This window comes from Cyclobacteriaceae bacterium, from assembly GCA_013141055.1.
Classification (GTDB): Bacteria; Bacteroidota; Bacteroidia; order Cytophagales; family Cyclobacteriaceae; genus ELB16-189.
The window spans coordinates 3176605-3193694 of the sequence record JABFRS010000001.1 but is presented as its reverse complement, the minus strand read 5'-3'; the positions used below and the strand labels follow the sequence as shown (position 1 = coordinate 3193694).

Sequence of the window (17090 nt, the reverse complement as noted above, 5' to 3'; positions counted from 1 at the left end):
TCAGTAAGACCAACAGGAATGGAGCGCGCTATTAGGTTACTCATGCTGGAAGACACTCCTGAGGATGTCACCCTGATTCAACGGGTACTGAAGCAAGCAGATCTTAAGCTTGAAATAAATGTTGTTTCTACAAGGGAAAGTTTTATTCAGGCCCTTGATTCATTTTCACCCGAACTCATTTTAAGTGATCATCAGCTCCCTAACTTCAGTTCTAACGAAGCGCTTGAAATCAGTCGTCAAAAACTTCCTTACGTTGGTTTTATTCTCGTTACGGGAGCGGTTTCAGAAGAATTTGCAGCTTCCATCATTCGTTCAGATGCAGATGATTATCTGTTGAAAAGTAATCTGAAGCGATTACCCACAGCTATTATTCAGGCCAACGAAAAAAGAAGAACGCAGGAATCGCTGCGAAAATCAGAAGCCCATCTTCGCACAATCTTCAATACCACTGAGACAGGATTTGTCCTTCTTGACAAGGATTGCAAATTACTTTCCTTCAATCCCCTATTCGGTGAAATAGCAAAACAAGAGTATGGATTTGATCTGGAGGAGGGAATGGACATTATGCTCATCACCCAACCTCATAGACAAGCTATCTTCAGAGGAATTCTGGACCAGGTATTGAGTGGTGAGACTATAGAATATGAGCTTGAGTACAGTGCAGAGAGAGGAATCTGGTATTACTATCGATTCAATCCGGTACGCCAGGCCAATAACTTCATCATTGGAGTAATGGGAACGATAACCGATATCTCTCCCCGAAAAAAGGCAGAAGACGTAAAAAGAAAAACAGATCAGGAATTAATCGATGCTCACAAGAGAATTGTATTTCACATTGAAAATACACCTCTGGGATTTATTGAATGGGACAACGAATATCGCGTAAAGTCATGGTCAAAGAGAGCAGAGGAAATATTCGGATGGACTGAGAAAGAATTTATCGAAAGCGGCAAGACAGGATTTTCAATGGTTTATGAAGAAGATAAAACCCGTCTTACATTAGGGGCAAATCAATTTATTTCAGGTGAAATTGTAAAAAGCCAGATCCAAAGCAGGAATTACAAAAAAGATGGAAGTATCATCTGGTGCGAATGGTTCAACTCTTCTATTAAAGATCAAAATGGCAAAGTCATCACTGTGATGTCACTGGTTCAAGACATTACTGAAAGAAAGACTATTGAAAATGTGTTGCGTGAATACAATGATCGTTTTGAAATACTTTCACGTGCCACTAATGATGCCATTTGGGACTGGGACATTGTAAAAGATATTAATCAATGGAATCATGGTATCCAGACTATTTTTGGATATCTGGCAACAGATGTAAATCCAAGTAAGCAGTGGTGGAGGAGTAAAATCCACCCAGCGGATCATGATCGCGTCAATTCTGAAATAGAAGAGGCCTTTTCTTCTCATGCTGCAAACTGGAGCTCGGAATATCAATATCAATGCTCTGATGGCTCCTATCGTCATGTGCTTGATAGAGCTTATATCATTTACGATCATGGTAAAGCCGTTCGAATGATCGGAGCGATTCAGGATATTTCTGAGAACATTACTGCTTCACAAGAAATTGAAAAACTATCGCTCGTCGCGAGTCATACTCAGAATAGCGTATTGATCACAGATCCGGAAGGGAAACTAGTATGGTTAAATAATGCTTTCACAATTCTCTCTGGTTATACTCTGGAAGAAGTAGTTGGAAAAAGACCGGGTTCTTTTTTACAAGGTCCGGAAACAGACCCCTCTACTGTAGCAAGAATATCAAGAAAGCTAAAAAGGCAAGAAGCGTTCTCTGAAGATATTATCAACTATTCGAAAAATGGAAGAAAATACTGGTTGCGCATCGATATAAGTCCCGTATTTAATGATAAAAAAATTCTTACTCATTTTATTGCAGTTCAGAATGATGTAAGTCAGCAAAAAGAGTTTGAAAATCAATTGACCAACATAGCGCGTGAATTGACAAACCTAATTCAAAATGCCAATGTCCCTATTTTCGGCGTTGACCGAAACGGATACATTAATGAATGGAACAGGGTCGCTACGGAACTCTCCGGATATACAAAGAATGAAGTACTTGGAAAGAAATGGGTCAATTTTCTTGATCTAAAAGTCAAATCTCAGGTTGAGGAAGTCCTTCAAAAAGCAAATGGTGGAGAACCAACCAGTAACTTTGAACTTCCATTCGTTAATAAGGAAGGAAAGAATCAGGTACTTCTGATCAGCGTAACGCCAAGAGCAAATGTTGACAAGGACATAAATGGAATTATCTGCGTAGGTCAGGATGTCACCGAAGTTTTCACTTATCGAGCAGGTCTTGAAAAAATGGTGGAAGAAAGAACACGGGAACTTCATGAAGCCCTTCAAAAAGAAAAAGTTCTTGTGGAAATGAAGAGCAAGTTTGTTTCCATTGCTTCACACGAATTCAGAACGCCCCTCTCCACCATTAGTTTTGCAGCGGAATCCATACGAAACTATTTTCATCAGCTTTCAGCAGCAGAAATTCAAAGGAAACTTATAAAAATCGAAGACCAGGCAAGTCACATGACCAATTTGCTTGAAGACATCTTAACCATTGGAAAATCAGAGGCGGGCAAGATTAAGGTTAAGAGGATCAGCCTCGATCTGGAGGAATTTATTAATTCACTCATTGAAGAGGTAAGGTCAACTTCAAAAGATAAAAGAGAAATCGTTCTCCATTTTTCATGTGAAAATAAAAAAGTGAATGCCGATGATAAATTGCTTCGTAATGTGATTGTTAATCTGCTAACGAATGCAATTAAATTCTCACCTGCCTCCACAGAAGTCACAATTTCAGTATCAGACTACCGTGGAAATGTTTTGGTGGAAGTCACCGACCGTGGTATGGGTATCGATCCCTCGGAATTGCAGTCCATCTTTGAACCCTTTCAACGAGCATCAAATGCAAACACTGTCCCCGGTACTGGACTTGGTCTCTCAATTCTAAAGAAGGCCATCGAATTGATGGATGGTTCTATTCAGGTGGCAAGTGAGTTAAATGTGGGCTCTACTTTCAAGGTCGAAATTCCCATGAGATGAAGAAAATACTACTTGTTGAAGATACCGCTCACCTGGCGGAAGAACTGGTTGATATTCTCACCATGGAGGGATTTCATGTTGATCTTGCTACCAATGGATTAGAGGGAATAGCATTTCTATCAAACAATTTACCTGATCTCATTATCACTGATTTGTTGATGCCTAAAATGGATGGCTTTGAGTTTATAGAAAAGGTACGAAGCAAATCAGAAACCAGTTCCATTCCGATTGTTGTCCTCTCTGCGAAGACTTCTGACGTTGAAAGAAAAAAAGTGGAAGAAATTGGCGCTAATAAATTCATTCCAAAGCCTTGCAAGGCACATGAATTAGTGAGCTGTGTGAAATCATTATTATAGGTTCAGAGAAATTAAAGTTCTTACAGATCAATTTCCCAAGGCTGCATTTTTAGATCCGCAGTGACTCAGTCTGCATTGCTTCTCCCGATCTGAAGGAATATCTTCAATTAAAGTATTGGTTTAAATGAGAATGATTCGTAAGGGTTTTCTCTTACAAACGATCATCATTATCTGCTTTTCCAAACCTCCAGCGCAGTTTAACACCAGATTTCGCAAAACCCCTGATTTTGTGAAATTCAGTTTTTCCCCTACAAGCATGGAAACGTGAATTCGCACTTTTACTCCTGAGAAAAGAAGCTCATGAGTCATCATAATCTGATAGAGAAATTCATATACAGTTGTTCACACGATCTCCGTGCACCGGTATCCTCTATTCAGGGACTAGTAAGAATTGCTGAATACTATCCTCATCACGATGAGACTCACAAATGCCTCGAAATGATTGAAGCTTGCACCCACACAATGGATAAGCTTATCCGCGGAATGGAAGAATACCTGGCAAACGATTACTCATCCCTTCAGTATTCGGAAGTCGACGCCCATGAGTTAATTCAAAACATAGAGGAGAATTTCAGAAATCAGCTTGATTCCAGTAACATCGTTCTGATCACAGAAGTAAAACCATTTACACGATGGAAAACAGATAAGCAGAGCATTGAAAAAATCCTGAAATACCTCATCTCCAATTCAATCTCTTTTCATGATCCTGACAAGAAGGAGAGAAAAATCACTATCAGGATTGAGGCTGCCGGAAGCGGCTCTACTCTTGACATTATGGACAATGGAGTAGGAATTCGGGAAGATCAGAAGAATAATATTTTTGATATCTTTTATCGTGGATCTGAAAAATCTATCGGCTCGGGAATGGGTTTATTCCTTACCAAGAGCATTGTGGATAGATTAGGGGGCGCTATCTCCTGCAAATCTGCATTAAGAGTAGGCACCTCCATTAGCATTTCTCTGCCTCCCTCACCACATATCGGTTAATTACAAATCTTCAACGAATCCGGTTCAATCTTCATCGGTTGAGCGGTACATTTTTTGTAAATGTTCTGTTGATTCGCTCTCAGCAGACCTCCCGATTTTCTTAGCAAAAGTTTAATACTGTTCAAAAGTGTTTTTTTTACATCTTGCTCGTTGTTTTGATGGAATGATACAAGCAGTGGCACTATTGTTACGGGTTATAACACCTCAATTCGCGTTGTTTTCGTTGATACTTTTCCTTGCCATTCATCCGCAGGCACAAGCACAAAAAAAACCTTCCACACGGGCAGAATGGATTAAGAGCAACAAAGAGAAAGTTCTCAAGCAGTTGATGGGGATTATTACTACTGACCCTGTGGATGAGAATCCTGCTTTGAATGTGAAAAGCGAGGATATTTATCTTCCCTATGCTGGGAAAATCATTAGAAAAATTATCATCAGAAGGATCGGTTTCGAGAGAACCGTTCTTGATACCGCCAGGCACTTCCAAACTTTTGTTTCAAGAGCCGCCAACAGGATTCACATTGACACAAAAGAATTCGTTATCAGGGATAACCTCTTCATTCATGAGGGAAAGCCTCTCAATCCTTATCGTGTAGCAGACAATGAGCGAACACTTCGTAATCTGAGTTTTGTACTCGATTCACGTATTCTGGTCAAACCGATTTCCAGAAGATCTGACTCGGTTGATCTGATCGTTATCACGCGCGATGTATTCAGCCTTGGCGGAAACATTGAACCACAATCAATAACCAAATACAAACTGGGAATTCAGGAGGCTAATCTTGGAGGTATGGGGCAGCGTGTTCAATTTAATACACTTTACGACGTTGATCGCATTCCGAAGTTTGGATATGAGGCTGTCTATCAAAAAACGAATATCGTTGGAAGCTTTGTTGATGGCACTATAGGCTACTCCAGTATCAATACAGGAACAAGTGTCGGAAATGAAAACGAGAGAGCTTTTTTTCTCCGACTCAGCAGGCCATTGTTTCATCCTTTCGCACGTTGGGCCGGCGGACTAGAGCTAAGCACTAACTATTCAACCAATGTTTTTAAGAAACCCGACAGCACTTTTGCCACCTATCATTACGACATTCAGGATTACTGGGCAGGTTATTCATTTGGTTTGAATAAAATGCCATCCAATTTAAGAGAGAACAGAAATAGAAAATTTATCGCTTTTAGAGCCTTTGAGCAGCATTTTTCCGCACTTCCAACCATCAATCTTACTGAGCCCGATCGCTATGCTTACAGAAATCGAATAGCTTTTCTTTCCCAGCTGACATTCTTTCGACAGGATTTTTACAAAACACAGTATGTAATTGGATTCGGTAGAACAGAAGATATTCCTCACGGATATCGTGCGTCATTAACCGGTGGATACGAAACTGAGATGGAGTATAAACGACTGTATCTCGGAAGTGAATTATACTACACACGTGTAATGCCCAGCGGAACGATATTGACCTATACAGGAAAGCTGGCCTCTTACTTTGGAGGCAATCGAAGTGAGGACGGATTGTTTCTATTGAATTTCAGTCGATATAGCAAAGTCTATGAAAAGGGGTCATTAAAGATCCGCCATCAGATGGAGGTTGGATTTGCAATGCTCTTCAATCAAAATATAAAGCGAGGTATCGATGTTAGAGACGTAAATGGAATCCTGGGATTCAGTCCCGATAGTTTGGTGGGTACTAAAAGATTTACGATCAGCCAGGAGGCAGTGATCTTCACATCTTCTAAAATATTAGGATTCAGATTGGCACCAGTGGCAAGAATTGATATGGCATTGATCAATCGCAACGTTGACTTAATTCGAAGTGAGAATTTCTTTACAGGAATTTCTGCTGGCATCAGAGCACGAAATGAAAACCTTATCTTCAATACAATTGAAGCGCGGGTATTTTTTTATCCAAGAGTGGTTGAAAGAATTCAGCATCTCAGTTTCAGTATTGGAACCAATATCAGGATAAAATACCCGAATACTCTGGTCACGGCACCTTCCACAGTTTTCAATTAAACCAACTCAAAAACCTCTTTTTTGTGTAGAAATATTTCCTCACTTCCGGGGTTAAAAAAACCTGAGATTTGAAATAATGGGTTTCCCCAAGTAAGGAAATCTGGCACAGTATTTTAGCCTTATCAGGAAATTACAAGGCTATGGACTTACTACTGTTTCTTCTTGCATTCATGATTGGCTTCGGGATTTTTATCTCATCAGCTTATTTTCTGGCAAAAGTTATGTTTCCACGTCTTGAGGATGAGGAAGCTGCTGCACCTAGAAAGTACAATGAGCCAAAAAGCTATTTACCTAAGATGAATAAGCATCACAATCCTTACTTCTTTGCTAAGAACCATCCGTACTCATATAAATAATTGAAGGCAGGCCAGTTTTTCCCGGCGTTGACCTTTGAATTTATTAATTGAATACTGACGCTGACGAATAACTATGAAATTCAAAAAATTTCTGCTTGGCTGTGAAGACATTTTCAGGTTCTTTCAGAAAATCGTTAAACAAATATTTACCTCAAAGTCCGAATGGCGCGAAATCCTGAGGCAATGCTACGCTGTTGGTAACCGCTCCTTCTTTCTTGTAGCCTTTACAGCATTCCTTGCGGGAATCGTATTCACAAGACAATCAAGACCTTCCCTTTCATCTTTTGGCGCCGAATCATGGCTGCCTTCCCTGGTTTCACAGGCGGTAGTACGATCATTAGGACCACTCATCACAGGACTTATTTGCGCTGGAAAATTAGGATCAAACATAGGCGCAGAGCTTGCCAGCATGAAAGTGACTGAGCAAATCGATGCAATGGAAGTTTCCGGTACACGACCTTTCTCCTATCTGGTCGTCAGTCGTGTAGTTGCAACAACCTTGATGCTTCCCATCCTGGTCATTTTTGCGGATATGATCGCATTGATGGGGTCCTTTCTGACAGTAAATCTCATTAATAACACAGGCTTCAGACTTTACTTCAATGAGGTCACCAGTCATATCATGTATCTGGATATTTTCTCTTCCATGGTAAAGGCCCTGTTCTTTGGTTTTGCGATTGGATTTGTCAGCAGCTATGCTGGCTATCATTCAGAGAATGGAACTACCGGAGTTGGAAAGGCAGCCAACACTGCAGTGGTGATTTCCATGCTATTCATTTTTATTATTGATCTGCTTACGCTTCAATTCATAAATCTCTTCCGGTAATGAAAGAGTCGTCAAACGATATTAAACAAGCCGGAGAAACAACAGCGGTTGATAAAAGTAAAATAGTCACCCGCATCCGTAATCTAAAAAAGTCATTCGGCGATCTGGAAGTACTAAAAGATATCAGTCTGGATCTGCATCAAAGTGAAAACCTTGTGATCCTTGGAAGGTCCGGTACAGGAAAATCCGTTTTGATAAAATGCATGGTGGGACTTATCCGCGCAGACGCAGGCGAAATAGAAGTGCTCGGCTATAATGTTCCAACCTTAACTCCAGAACAGCTGAACGAACTTCGTCAGCAGGTTGGATTTTCTTTTCAAAACAGCGCTCTATATGATTCCATGACAGTTCGGGAAAATCTTGAGTTTCCATTAAAAAGGAATCTGGATCTTTTCGACAAACAGAAACTGAGTGAACAAGTAATGACTGCGCTAAAAGATGTTGGATTGGAAAGTTCAATCAATAAAAAACCCGCTGAGTTATCAGGTGGAATGAAAAAGAGAATTGGCATTGCACGTACTCTGATTTTAAAACCAAAGATCATGTTGTACGATGAACCGACAGCCGGCCTCGATCCCATTACCTCTACCGAGATTAATGAACTCATTCTCAGCGTAAGAGAAAAATATAAGACCTCTTCCATTATCATCACGCACGATATCAGTTGCGCCAGACAAACCTCCGACAGGGTTATTGCATTGGTGAAGGGACATAATCGTGCGGAAGGAAAATTTGAAGAGCTGAAAAATTCACAAGACCCGGACCTGGCACCCTTTTTTAAATATTAAGATTATGGAAGAGAATGATGTAAAAGATCGAGTAAAACTCGGAGCATTTGTTGCCGGCGGAGCAGCCTTATTTTTGATTGCCGTTTTCTTTGTGGGAAGCGCAAGCAATTTCTTCAGTAAAACATTTACTGTTTCTGCCGTCTTCAAGAATGTTGAAGGTCTTAAAGAAGGAGATAAGGTCTGGCTTTCCGGTGTCCAAATCGGAACCGTAAAAACGGTAAGAATTGTAACCGTTGGAGAAGTTGTTGTAAGTCTTTCACTTAAAGAAAAGCAAAACGAATTTATCAGAAAAAATGCCACTGCTTCCATTGGTTCAGATGGTTTGATTGGAAACAAGATCGTTGTCATCCAGCCAGGAAACTCTCCTACTATTATCCATGATGCAGATACGATTAATGCTGTCTCTCCGGCTGACACGCAGGAACTTGTAAGCATTGCAAAAGAAGTTGGAGAAAACACTCGATCCATTACCCTGGACCTTAAAGCAATCTCAGCCAAGATAAACAAGGGTGAAGGCGTTATTGGTGAATTACTCAACGATGGGGCCTTTGCTCAGGATATCAGGAAGATGGTCACTAATTTCAAAACCACTGGCGAAAATGCAGCGAAGGCTTCAGCAGAATTATCTGGTGTTGCTTATGAAATGAAACATGGTAAGGGACTGCTTCCTGTATTGTTAACAGACACAGCATCTTCTGCTGTCTTCAAACAAACTCTGGCAAATGTTAAAAAAGTAAGCACAAATGCTTCTGCCATGTCTAAGAGCCTGGAGAATATAACAGCCAAAATGAATGAAAAGGACAATGCCATCGGTGTTTTGCTGGCGGATACTGCTTCAGCGCATAAACTCCAGAACATCATTAAAAACTCCGAAAGGGCATCTCTCAAGCTTGATGAAAACATGGAAGCCCTGAAGCACAATTTCCTCACAAGAGGCTACTTCAGAAAGCAGGAGAAAAAAGCTAAGAAAGAAAAGGAAAAACTTGCAAAAGAACAGAATAAATAATCAAACGAATATTAACCTTTTGATAATTTGTAAAGTCTAATCTCAAATTCACTAATAACTTTCATCGACATGAAAACACTTACTGAACAAATGCTTAGCATCACATTGGTAACACTTATTAAGGGAGTAGCTCTCGCCGGTCTGATAACAGAGGTGCTGAAGTTCTATGCCCGTGAAAAGGCAGATAAAATCTTTAGCGCCCTTCGGAGAAATTCAAAATCAATTGGGGCTCATTAACTCTTAATAAAGTATCGGTTAGAACGGATAGCCAATTGCTACGTTCAAAATCAGGTTTTGACTTCTCCAATCACTGCTTCCGAAGTCTATTTTATCAATCACCCATCGCTCGTTTTCTGGCAGAAAGGGTTTTCTCAAAGGCCAGGCAAGATCAAATCTTAATACGAAGAAGCTGAAATCGTATCTCAATCCAAACCCTGTTCCCACTGCGATCTCAGTGAGGAATTTATTCTTATCAAACTTCGCACCGGGTCTTGGATTGTAGGTCATGGGCACTCCATTCTCATCCGGGCGCGTGACATCAGGATCATTGTTCCATAACCAGATATTACCCGCATCGACAAACAATGCTCCTTTGAGTGCTTTAAAAACACCGAACCTGTATTCAATATTTCCCTCCAGCTTCATGTCACCACGCTGATCGATGAAAGTTGTACTCACGTTTGGATCGGTACGAACATTATAGGTTCCGGGTCCCAGCGATCTTGCGGGAAATGCCCTTATACTGTTGGATCCACCAATAGAAAACTGCTTGATGTACGGCATGGAAGTAGAATTCCCATATGCATTACCCGCACCCACGATAAGCCTTGTGGCAATCCTGCTTCTTCTTCCTGTTTCCAGATAATATCGAAAATCTATATCTGCCTTTAAGTACTGAGAATATGGCGATCCAATGATCTTGAAAGTATCCTCTTTGGAGTCACTCATTCTTTGCAAAGCATGAAGAGCATTTCCCGAAACATCAATTGTCCCTTTGAAATAGAAGTTGCTTTTCTTTTTGGCAATGAGCCTGAATTTCTCTTCTACATCCTCCGTAAACTGGGTGTTAAGTGTGAATGAGTATTTCGTTCCAAGGATAAACTGATTTTGAAAAGAATTAGCCAGTACAGGATTTTGTTTAAGAAGCTCATTGAAAGCATCCGACCTGTTCCCTGATTCCACAAAACTGATATCTACAGGGAATAGCTCATGAGTCTTAAGGGCCGTTTCACGCCAGATGTATCCATAGCCCACATTAAATGTTGTTAAACTGAAATACTGAAGGCGTTCCTGAAAAGTATATCCTACCTTAAATTGAGTGGCAGGCAGATATTTCTGTGATCCGTACCGAACATGAATGGGTGTAATGAATCTCGGTACGGACAAGCTTGCCTCCCCTCCTACTTCAAATGAATTCAAAGGCGTATCCTGCTGACGACTGATTTGTACCTCATATGCTGAATGAAGCTTAAACTGGAACAACTCTGCGCCTTTGAAGATATTCCTGTTTGTAAATGTGAACTGAAAACCCGGGCCCACAAAGTTATTGGACTTGGAGACACCCTGCACCTGAACACGAATTGACTTCTTAAGTAGCGGTGTCATATAAATATTAGCGGTCAGTGCAGCTGAATCTCTCTTGCTTTCGACAAACTTGATATTAACATACTTGAAAGTCTGAAGTCCCATTAAGTGAACCAGCGAATATTCTTCATTGACACTTCGATACAAACTATCCGGTTTCAGATTAATAACATTCGTAATGATCTCAGGTCGGAAATTATGTTGATTGTCAATATAATTATAACCATTAACCCGCGTTGTATCCGCCGTCGTCTTCAGAGTGTCATTGTCCAGTGTATAATTCGGATAAACATTGATCTCGGTAACCCTATACCTTCGGATTGACTTGTCCGGCATTCCCTTCTTAAAGATCAGATCTACATCCACACTTTTCTTGCCTACCGTGCTATCTCCATCAAATAAAAGATAGCGGCTATCGAAGAAAAACAATCCATGATCCTTTACAACATCTTCAATCCGCTGTTGCTCGGCTTGTAATCGCTCTAACCTATAGCGTTGTTTTGACTTTAGTAATTGCTGCTCCTTAATTGCTTTACCAATAGTGCTGGTAGAGTCGAATGCCAGATATCGGATTTTGCGAAGTCTGTAAGGTGGCTGAAGCATGACCGTATAGATCACCTTACTTTCTTTCTTTTTGGTCTCGACTTTGCTGCTAACAGTTGAGCGGAAATATCCATCTGTGTTCAATCTTCCTTCCAAAAGCGTAGCCGTTTTGACTGGAGTTGCATCCTTAATCAATACAGGAGGAGATCCGAGCTTGTTTTTTATAAAATACCTCAAGCCTTTTTTCTTTGGAGTTCCTGCGATATAATAGAACCACACTGAAGTTCGCTGACCCAAAATTTTTGCGTTGGGCTCAGGAGTAATGAATGTTTCAAGATTTGTTACAATTCGCTTTTGATTCGGAACATCACCTTGCGGAATGATCTTAATTTCTGCACCTGCATAGAAACTCTCTCCTTCTTTTAAGAATTTGGTCGCATTACATCCTTCCAGTAACAATAGTCCCGCTATCCCAACACAAAAGGTTAAGGTATACCTGATTAACTGCTCAAATGATATGTTACTTGATCTTCGCATTCGGCTTAAATAATTCTTTCAATGTATTGTAATCCTTGATAAATATTAGTCCCGCGCCAGTTTCTGTAAGCTCACCAGAGATCATATCATAATTACTGTTTCTGAATCCTGTTATCCTTAAACGTCCATCTTCTGTAATCTTATATTCCAGGGCAAGATCCCCTATATAATCAGTTGCGTCTCCTTTGGCATTTGTGTTCTGTCCTTCAATATCCACGTTACCGGATAGTTTTACCACAAGGCGATCATTTAAAAGATTTTTGGTAACCCCAAGCTGAACTTTTGTTTGTCCCTGAGCCTGACCAGCATTGTAGTCTTCAGACGATTTTATATCAAGATTTAGCTGAACTCCCTTTACATTTTCTGCAAGGCGGTTAAGCTGATCGGAAAGAATACGACTCACACTTTGGCGCGTAGTGTTTGCGATGCCGGTGTTTGAAGAATTTTCAAGTGGATTGTCGGCAATGAATCTTTTTAGAATCAATAATGCAAAGACCTGCTTGTTAAGATCTGATTCCCGTGTATTAATGTCCTGGAGCTTGGAATAAATTGCACCGCCAAACGCATTCTTCTTATTGTCCGGCATGTCAAGAGAGAAACTGATCTGCGGGGTGAGTATCTGTCCTTTTATGTTAAGATATACCAGGAAAGGCAATACCTGCTTAAAGCTGGTGGCATCTGTACCTGAAACCTGATTTGATATGAGCTCGACTGGCGAAGTCTCAACAGTATAGCTGGCCCTGATGTCAAGATCAGCTTTTAATGGATCACCGCTCCAGCTGATAGAACCTCCTTTCTCTATAGTAAACTCTCTCTTAACAAGTTTATAGAAAGAGAAATTATATGTACCCTTTGTCACCTCATATCTTCCGGACAAACTCATATCACCTGCTGGGCTCCTGGTCAGAATAAGCGTTGAGTTTCCCTGAACCGATAATTTATCACCCGTAATCGGATCAATCACAATATTGAGAGTCTCCTTACCCCTTAGCTCCAGATTTGCAGTCAAATCAATTCCTTTAATAATCTCTTCTGACCGCACTGTGTCTTCCAGATGAATAGTAGCCAGAAATGGATCATTCACTGCATCACGATCCGTAAATTGAATAATATCCTTTTGCTCAAGGATCGTCTTCTCACTTTGCGGCACCACATAGGTAACGTTGGTATCATCGCTGAAAGACGCCTTCATTACTCCTACCGGCTGATTAACGTTTCCCGTCAGCTTAATATCAGTATTGATTCTTGCCACACCATAAAATGGTTTGCTGTTATCTTCAGGTGTATTGAGAATCTGGAAATTCGCAGAAGTGACGCGAAGATTGAAGTCAAAGTCTTTGTACTCTTTTGTTAAAATGGAGCCTCTGATAACCGCCTCCTGACCTTTTTCATCTTTAATAGTAAAGTTGTTGAAAGAGATTCCGGAACTCTGAAAAGAGATTTTTTCATTTTGCAGTGTGAATGCGCTGTTAAGGTCCTTTGCAATAAAGGATGCATCCTTGAAATTCAGATCACCACGAATCGATGGCTTAGCGGTTGTTCCTGTAATCGTCAAAGTTCCAACGATATCACCTTTCATATCCTGGAATTTACCAAACGTAAATGGCTCTACGGTTTTCAAATCCAGCGGACTGAAATTAGCTTCAAGATTAAACTCAGAATCCGTAGGCTTTGAAATGTAATAACCAGTCGTCCTGAAATTTGTCTTCTCACTTTTGACAAGCATCTCTAGATTATAGCGATCCTTAACATGATCCACGGTAAACGTTACTTCACCCCAGGGCTTACCCAGGATAGTAAGATCATGGATATAAAGTTTTGAGTTGAAATTTCCCTGCTGAACGGTTGTCACCTTAAAATTGCCATCCAAAATTCCGCTGGCAGGGACAGTGCCGGCAATAATACGTGTGAAATTCGCTAGCTGCAGATTCTCAAACTCCAGTGCGATGGTAGAAGCCTTCTGATCGGTGATCAATGAGATCTTTTGCTTCTCGCTGAAAATATTGAAATTATTAGCCACAATCTGTCCGGATCCGAAGTCGAGATAGTTGTCATCGGGTACATCCCAATAAACATAATTGAGCATTACCAGATAGGGCATGAAATGGAAGCGAAACTTGTCTCCCTGACTTTTTATAATTCCACCCAGAACATACTTTTTCTGTGCCACTGAATCGAGTATCTGAAGGCTTGTGTGAATGGAATCGTGTTCAATTCTCCCAATCAATTGAAAATCATCGACGTGTATGGTGTCAATCGTAATATTCTTTAGTCTGACTCTATACTTCAGATTCTTCTTGTTGGAAACAACTCTAAGTTCAAGGGTATCTAATCCTGTCGTAGAATATTTGATCTTTGAGAGATTCGCCTCCAGTCGCATGGAATCTGTTTCACTATTAAAATAGCCACTGATCTTCCCTGGAGTAAAAGAACTCAGTTCCGGAAAGATAATTTCTGTTAACAGATCAGTGTTTTTAATAACAAGATCAAACTGAAAATTAGTTGGTTCTTTAAATGGTTTTATTTTCTCATCCTGAAGTGAGAAGTACTGATTAAAATGCTGACGAAGCACAACCGGAAGACTGAATAGGTTGAAAGTTCCTTTAAAATCTCCTGTAACAATATCGGATCGCACTGTAAAATTGCTGGTCCCCTTCTGATCAATAGAAGCAACCAGTAAAGAATCAACCATGTAAAGTTTTTTTCCATTGAAAATGGCAAACTTTCTAATATCGATTTTGCCGTTTATAACCTTAAAATCAGAAGTGACAAGGTTTACATCAATGGTCGCGCGGGCTTTCAATGGATCTTTGGAAAGGTGCAACGCCTGAAAATCAGCATTGGCTACTACCAGAATCAGCTTGTACATCTTCTCCTTATAATCAAGATCACCGTTTAGTTCAAGATCAAGGTTCTTATCTTTTAAAGATGCGTTTCCCGAAAAGAGATACTTATTTACAGAACCTTTCAACTTAAAATCCCGGTACTCATAATCGTTAAATTGGAATTTATTAACAATCAGATCAATCGCTGCGTTAAGCTCATCCATCTTCACTCCTGAACCCTTCAGATCAGCATTAAGATCAACAACTCCCATTGTGCTATCCTGGCGAAGGATCTTTCCAATGTTGAATTCTTTAATCTTCAGATGCGCATCATAAACAGGTGTATCATTGAAATCAAACTTTCCGTCGAGATCAATTCTTCCCAGATCCGTCAGCAATGTAGAAGCGACTTGCGGTGCATTGATTGTACCTTTCATCTTCGCCTTCAATTCAATCCATTCTGGAAGTCTGATAGAATCAGGCAAAAGAGTATCAGGAAGAATTATTTGTGCATCCGCACCCGTAATATAAAACCGATCCAGACTTACATCCATCCTGGTCGTCTTTACTTCCGGGAGACCCTTAAAGTTTCCATGCAGAGACAACCATGTTGAATCAAGTGTTCTAACCTGCAGCTGATTGACGGTAAGATCTTTTACCGATCCTTTGATATTTGTATTAAAATCGATCTTTGAACCGATGGGAAATCTGAATGGCAGACTATCCAGTGTTGAGCCAAGAAAAAAGTGAAGATCCTTCATGGAAACGGTGGATGGTCTTACATCAAACTTCACCTGAGCTTCATCATAATGATCAGAAAGAGATGCCAGCGATTGAAACGAGGCATTACCTCTCAATGAGATAGAAGAATTTCCTGATTGGAAGAGAAAATCATTAATATCAAGTTGTTGATCTGTCAGTGACAAATTCGTTCTAAACGACTCAATAGAAAATCCACTTCGTTCCCGGAAAGAAGTGCTTACTAAATTAATCTTAACATTATCATTTTTAAATTCAATGTCCTCCGCTTTTATGTTTACAAAAGACAGTCGCAGGTGATTGAAGTCAAGATATTTGTTTGTAACCGGAAGATTGATGACGTCATACTGAATGGTATTATCAGCCAGTTTTAATTCTGATAGCTTCAGTTTCCAGGGGATATCTAACGGACTGGAAGAACTTTCCAAATTAGACTGAACGGATTGAGCTTCTGTACTTTTTTGCGTTTGAAAGATCAGTGAAGTCTCTTTTAATTCAATGTGATCCAGATCTATCACCTTGTTCCTTAGGTTTATTTCATTGGATTCAATATCAAGAACACCCAGCAATAACGCAATGTTCTCGTGACTGGAAGAATTAACATAATGAAGATCAATTTTCTCCAGACGTATTTTCTCAAAATCTATATTCAAAGAAGATTCAGATTGTGATACTGAATCTACCGTTTCGACTCTGCTCACTTTTAGTGATTGATGAATGAGAATTCTTGAATCTGCAAGACTAATAGAGTTCGCATCAAACGATAAGGTATTTAAATCAAACTCATCTATATCCACTTCCATGGTTCCAATCTGAAACCGAATAGAATCCCCCGACAATGGATCCTGATACGAAAGTGATGCTCTATTGATCTCTAAGGTTTCAATTGAAAATTGCCAGGCAACTGAAGTGGTTGTATCAGACACCGTGCTATCTGTTGATGCAAATGCCTTCGGGATATAATCAAAATTGAAAGAACTGTCTTTTGCATTTCTGCGGACGTTTGCATTGATCCCTTCCAGGAATACATCATTGAGTTCGATGCGTTTGTCCATCAATCCCCACATATCAACATCGACACTGAGTGTTGACGCAAAAAGCAGAGTGTCGAGCGATTGATCCTGAACATAAAGTTTACTTAGTACAATCTTTTTGGGAAATGAAATAGTAATGGATTCAAGTGAAACCGTTGTTCCTATCTTTCCCTCCAAAAAGGAAATTGCTCTTTGAACGATCTGATTCTGGATCGCTGGTATTCTTATGAAAATGATAACAGCAACAAGCAGCAAAAAAACAGACGCAATAGTCCAGGCTGCTATCTTGAGTATTCTCTTTACGATCTTTCTAAACACTGGCGCGCTAATCACTCTCTGAAACTTTTACTTTACGCTGGTCTTGACACTAAAACATAGAATAATCAGAAGCATAATCTCCAGGGTT

Annotated in this window: 11 protein-coding genes; 9 read left to right on the top strand and 2 right to left on the bottom strand. The window is 40.1% G+C overall.

The genetic code is table 11. The features are described from left to right. Positions 1 to 18 precede the first annotated feature (18 nt). The 9 genes from HOP08_14115 (at position 19) to HOP08_14075 (ending at position 9639) form a co-directional block, all read left to right on the top strand. Positions 19 to 3063 (top strand): PAS domain S-box protein, encoded by a 3045-nt coding sequence (locus HOP08_14115; protein ID NOT76057.1) that lies wholly within the window; start codon positions 19 to 21, stop codon positions 3061 to 3063. Next, positions 3060 to 3419 carry a response regulator transcription factor gene (locus HOP08_14110; GenBank protein NOT76056.1) on the top strand — a complete coding sequence of 120 codons (360 nt, stop codon included), beginning with the start codon at positions 3060 to 3062 and terminating at the stop codon, positions 3417 to 3419. Before HOP08_14115 ends, HOP08_14110 begins: the two co-directional genes overlap by 4 nt. Positions 3420 to 3719: 300 nt before the next feature. Further along, on the top strand, positions 3720 to 4406 hold the full coding sequence (locus tag HOP08_14105; GenBank protein NOT76055.1) for a HAMP domain-containing histidine kinase: 687 nt from the start codon (positions 3720 to 3722) through the stop codon (positions 4404 to 4406). Between the two features lie 163 nt (positions 4407 to 4569). Then, positions 4570 to 6426 carry a hypothetical protein gene (locus HOP08_14100; GenBank protein ID NOT76054.1) on the top strand — a complete coding sequence of 619 codons (1857 nt, stop codon included), beginning with the start codon at positions 4570 to 4572 and terminating at the stop codon, positions 6424 to 6426. Between the two features lie 140 nt (positions 6427 to 6566). After that, positions 6567 to 6782, top strand: a complete 216-nt coding sequence (locus HOP08_14095; GenBank protein ID NOT76053.1) for a hypothetical protein — start codon at positions 6567 to 6569, stop codon at positions 6780 to 6782. Positions 6783 to 6855: 73 nt separating this feature from the next. Next, entirely contained in the window at positions 6856 to 7608 is a 753-nt protein-coding gene (locus HOP08_14090) for an ABC transporter permease (protein ID NOT76052.1), read from the top strand. Then, entirely contained in the window at positions 7608 to 8396 is a 789-nt protein-coding gene (locus tag HOP08_14085; protein NOT76051.1) for an ATP-binding cassette domain-containing protein, read from the top strand. The genes HOP08_14090 and HOP08_14085 overlap by 1 nt, the downstream gene beginning before the upstream one ends. A 4-nt stretch (positions 8397 to 8400) precedes the next feature. Beyond that, entirely contained in the window at positions 8401 to 9402 is a 1002-nt protein-coding gene (locus HOP08_14080; GenBank protein ID NOT76050.1) for an MCE family protein, read from the top strand. A gap of 69 nt (positions 9403 to 9471) precedes the next feature. Further along, positions 9472 to 9639 (top strand): hypothetical protein, encoded by a 168-nt coding sequence (locus HOP08_14075; protein NOT76049.1) that lies wholly within the window; start codon positions 9472 to 9474, stop codon positions 9637 to 9639. Positions 9640 to 9657: 18 nt separating this feature from the next. On the opposite strand, the gene HOP08_14070 is transcribed toward HOP08_14075, so the two are convergent. Further along, complete coding sequence (locus HOP08_14070) at positions 9658 to 12066, bottom strand: BamA/TamA family outer membrane protein (protein ID NOT76048.1); 2409 nt, start codon at positions 12064 to 12066, stop codon at positions 9658 to 9660. Further along, on the bottom strand, positions 12050 to 17017 hold the full coding sequence (locus HOP08_14065) for a hypothetical protein (protein NOT76047.1): 4968 nt from the start codon (positions 17015 to 17017) through the stop codon (positions 12050 to 12052). The genes HOP08_14070 and HOP08_14065 overlap by 17 nt, the downstream gene beginning before the upstream one ends. Positions 17018 to 17090: the final 73 nt, after the last annotated feature.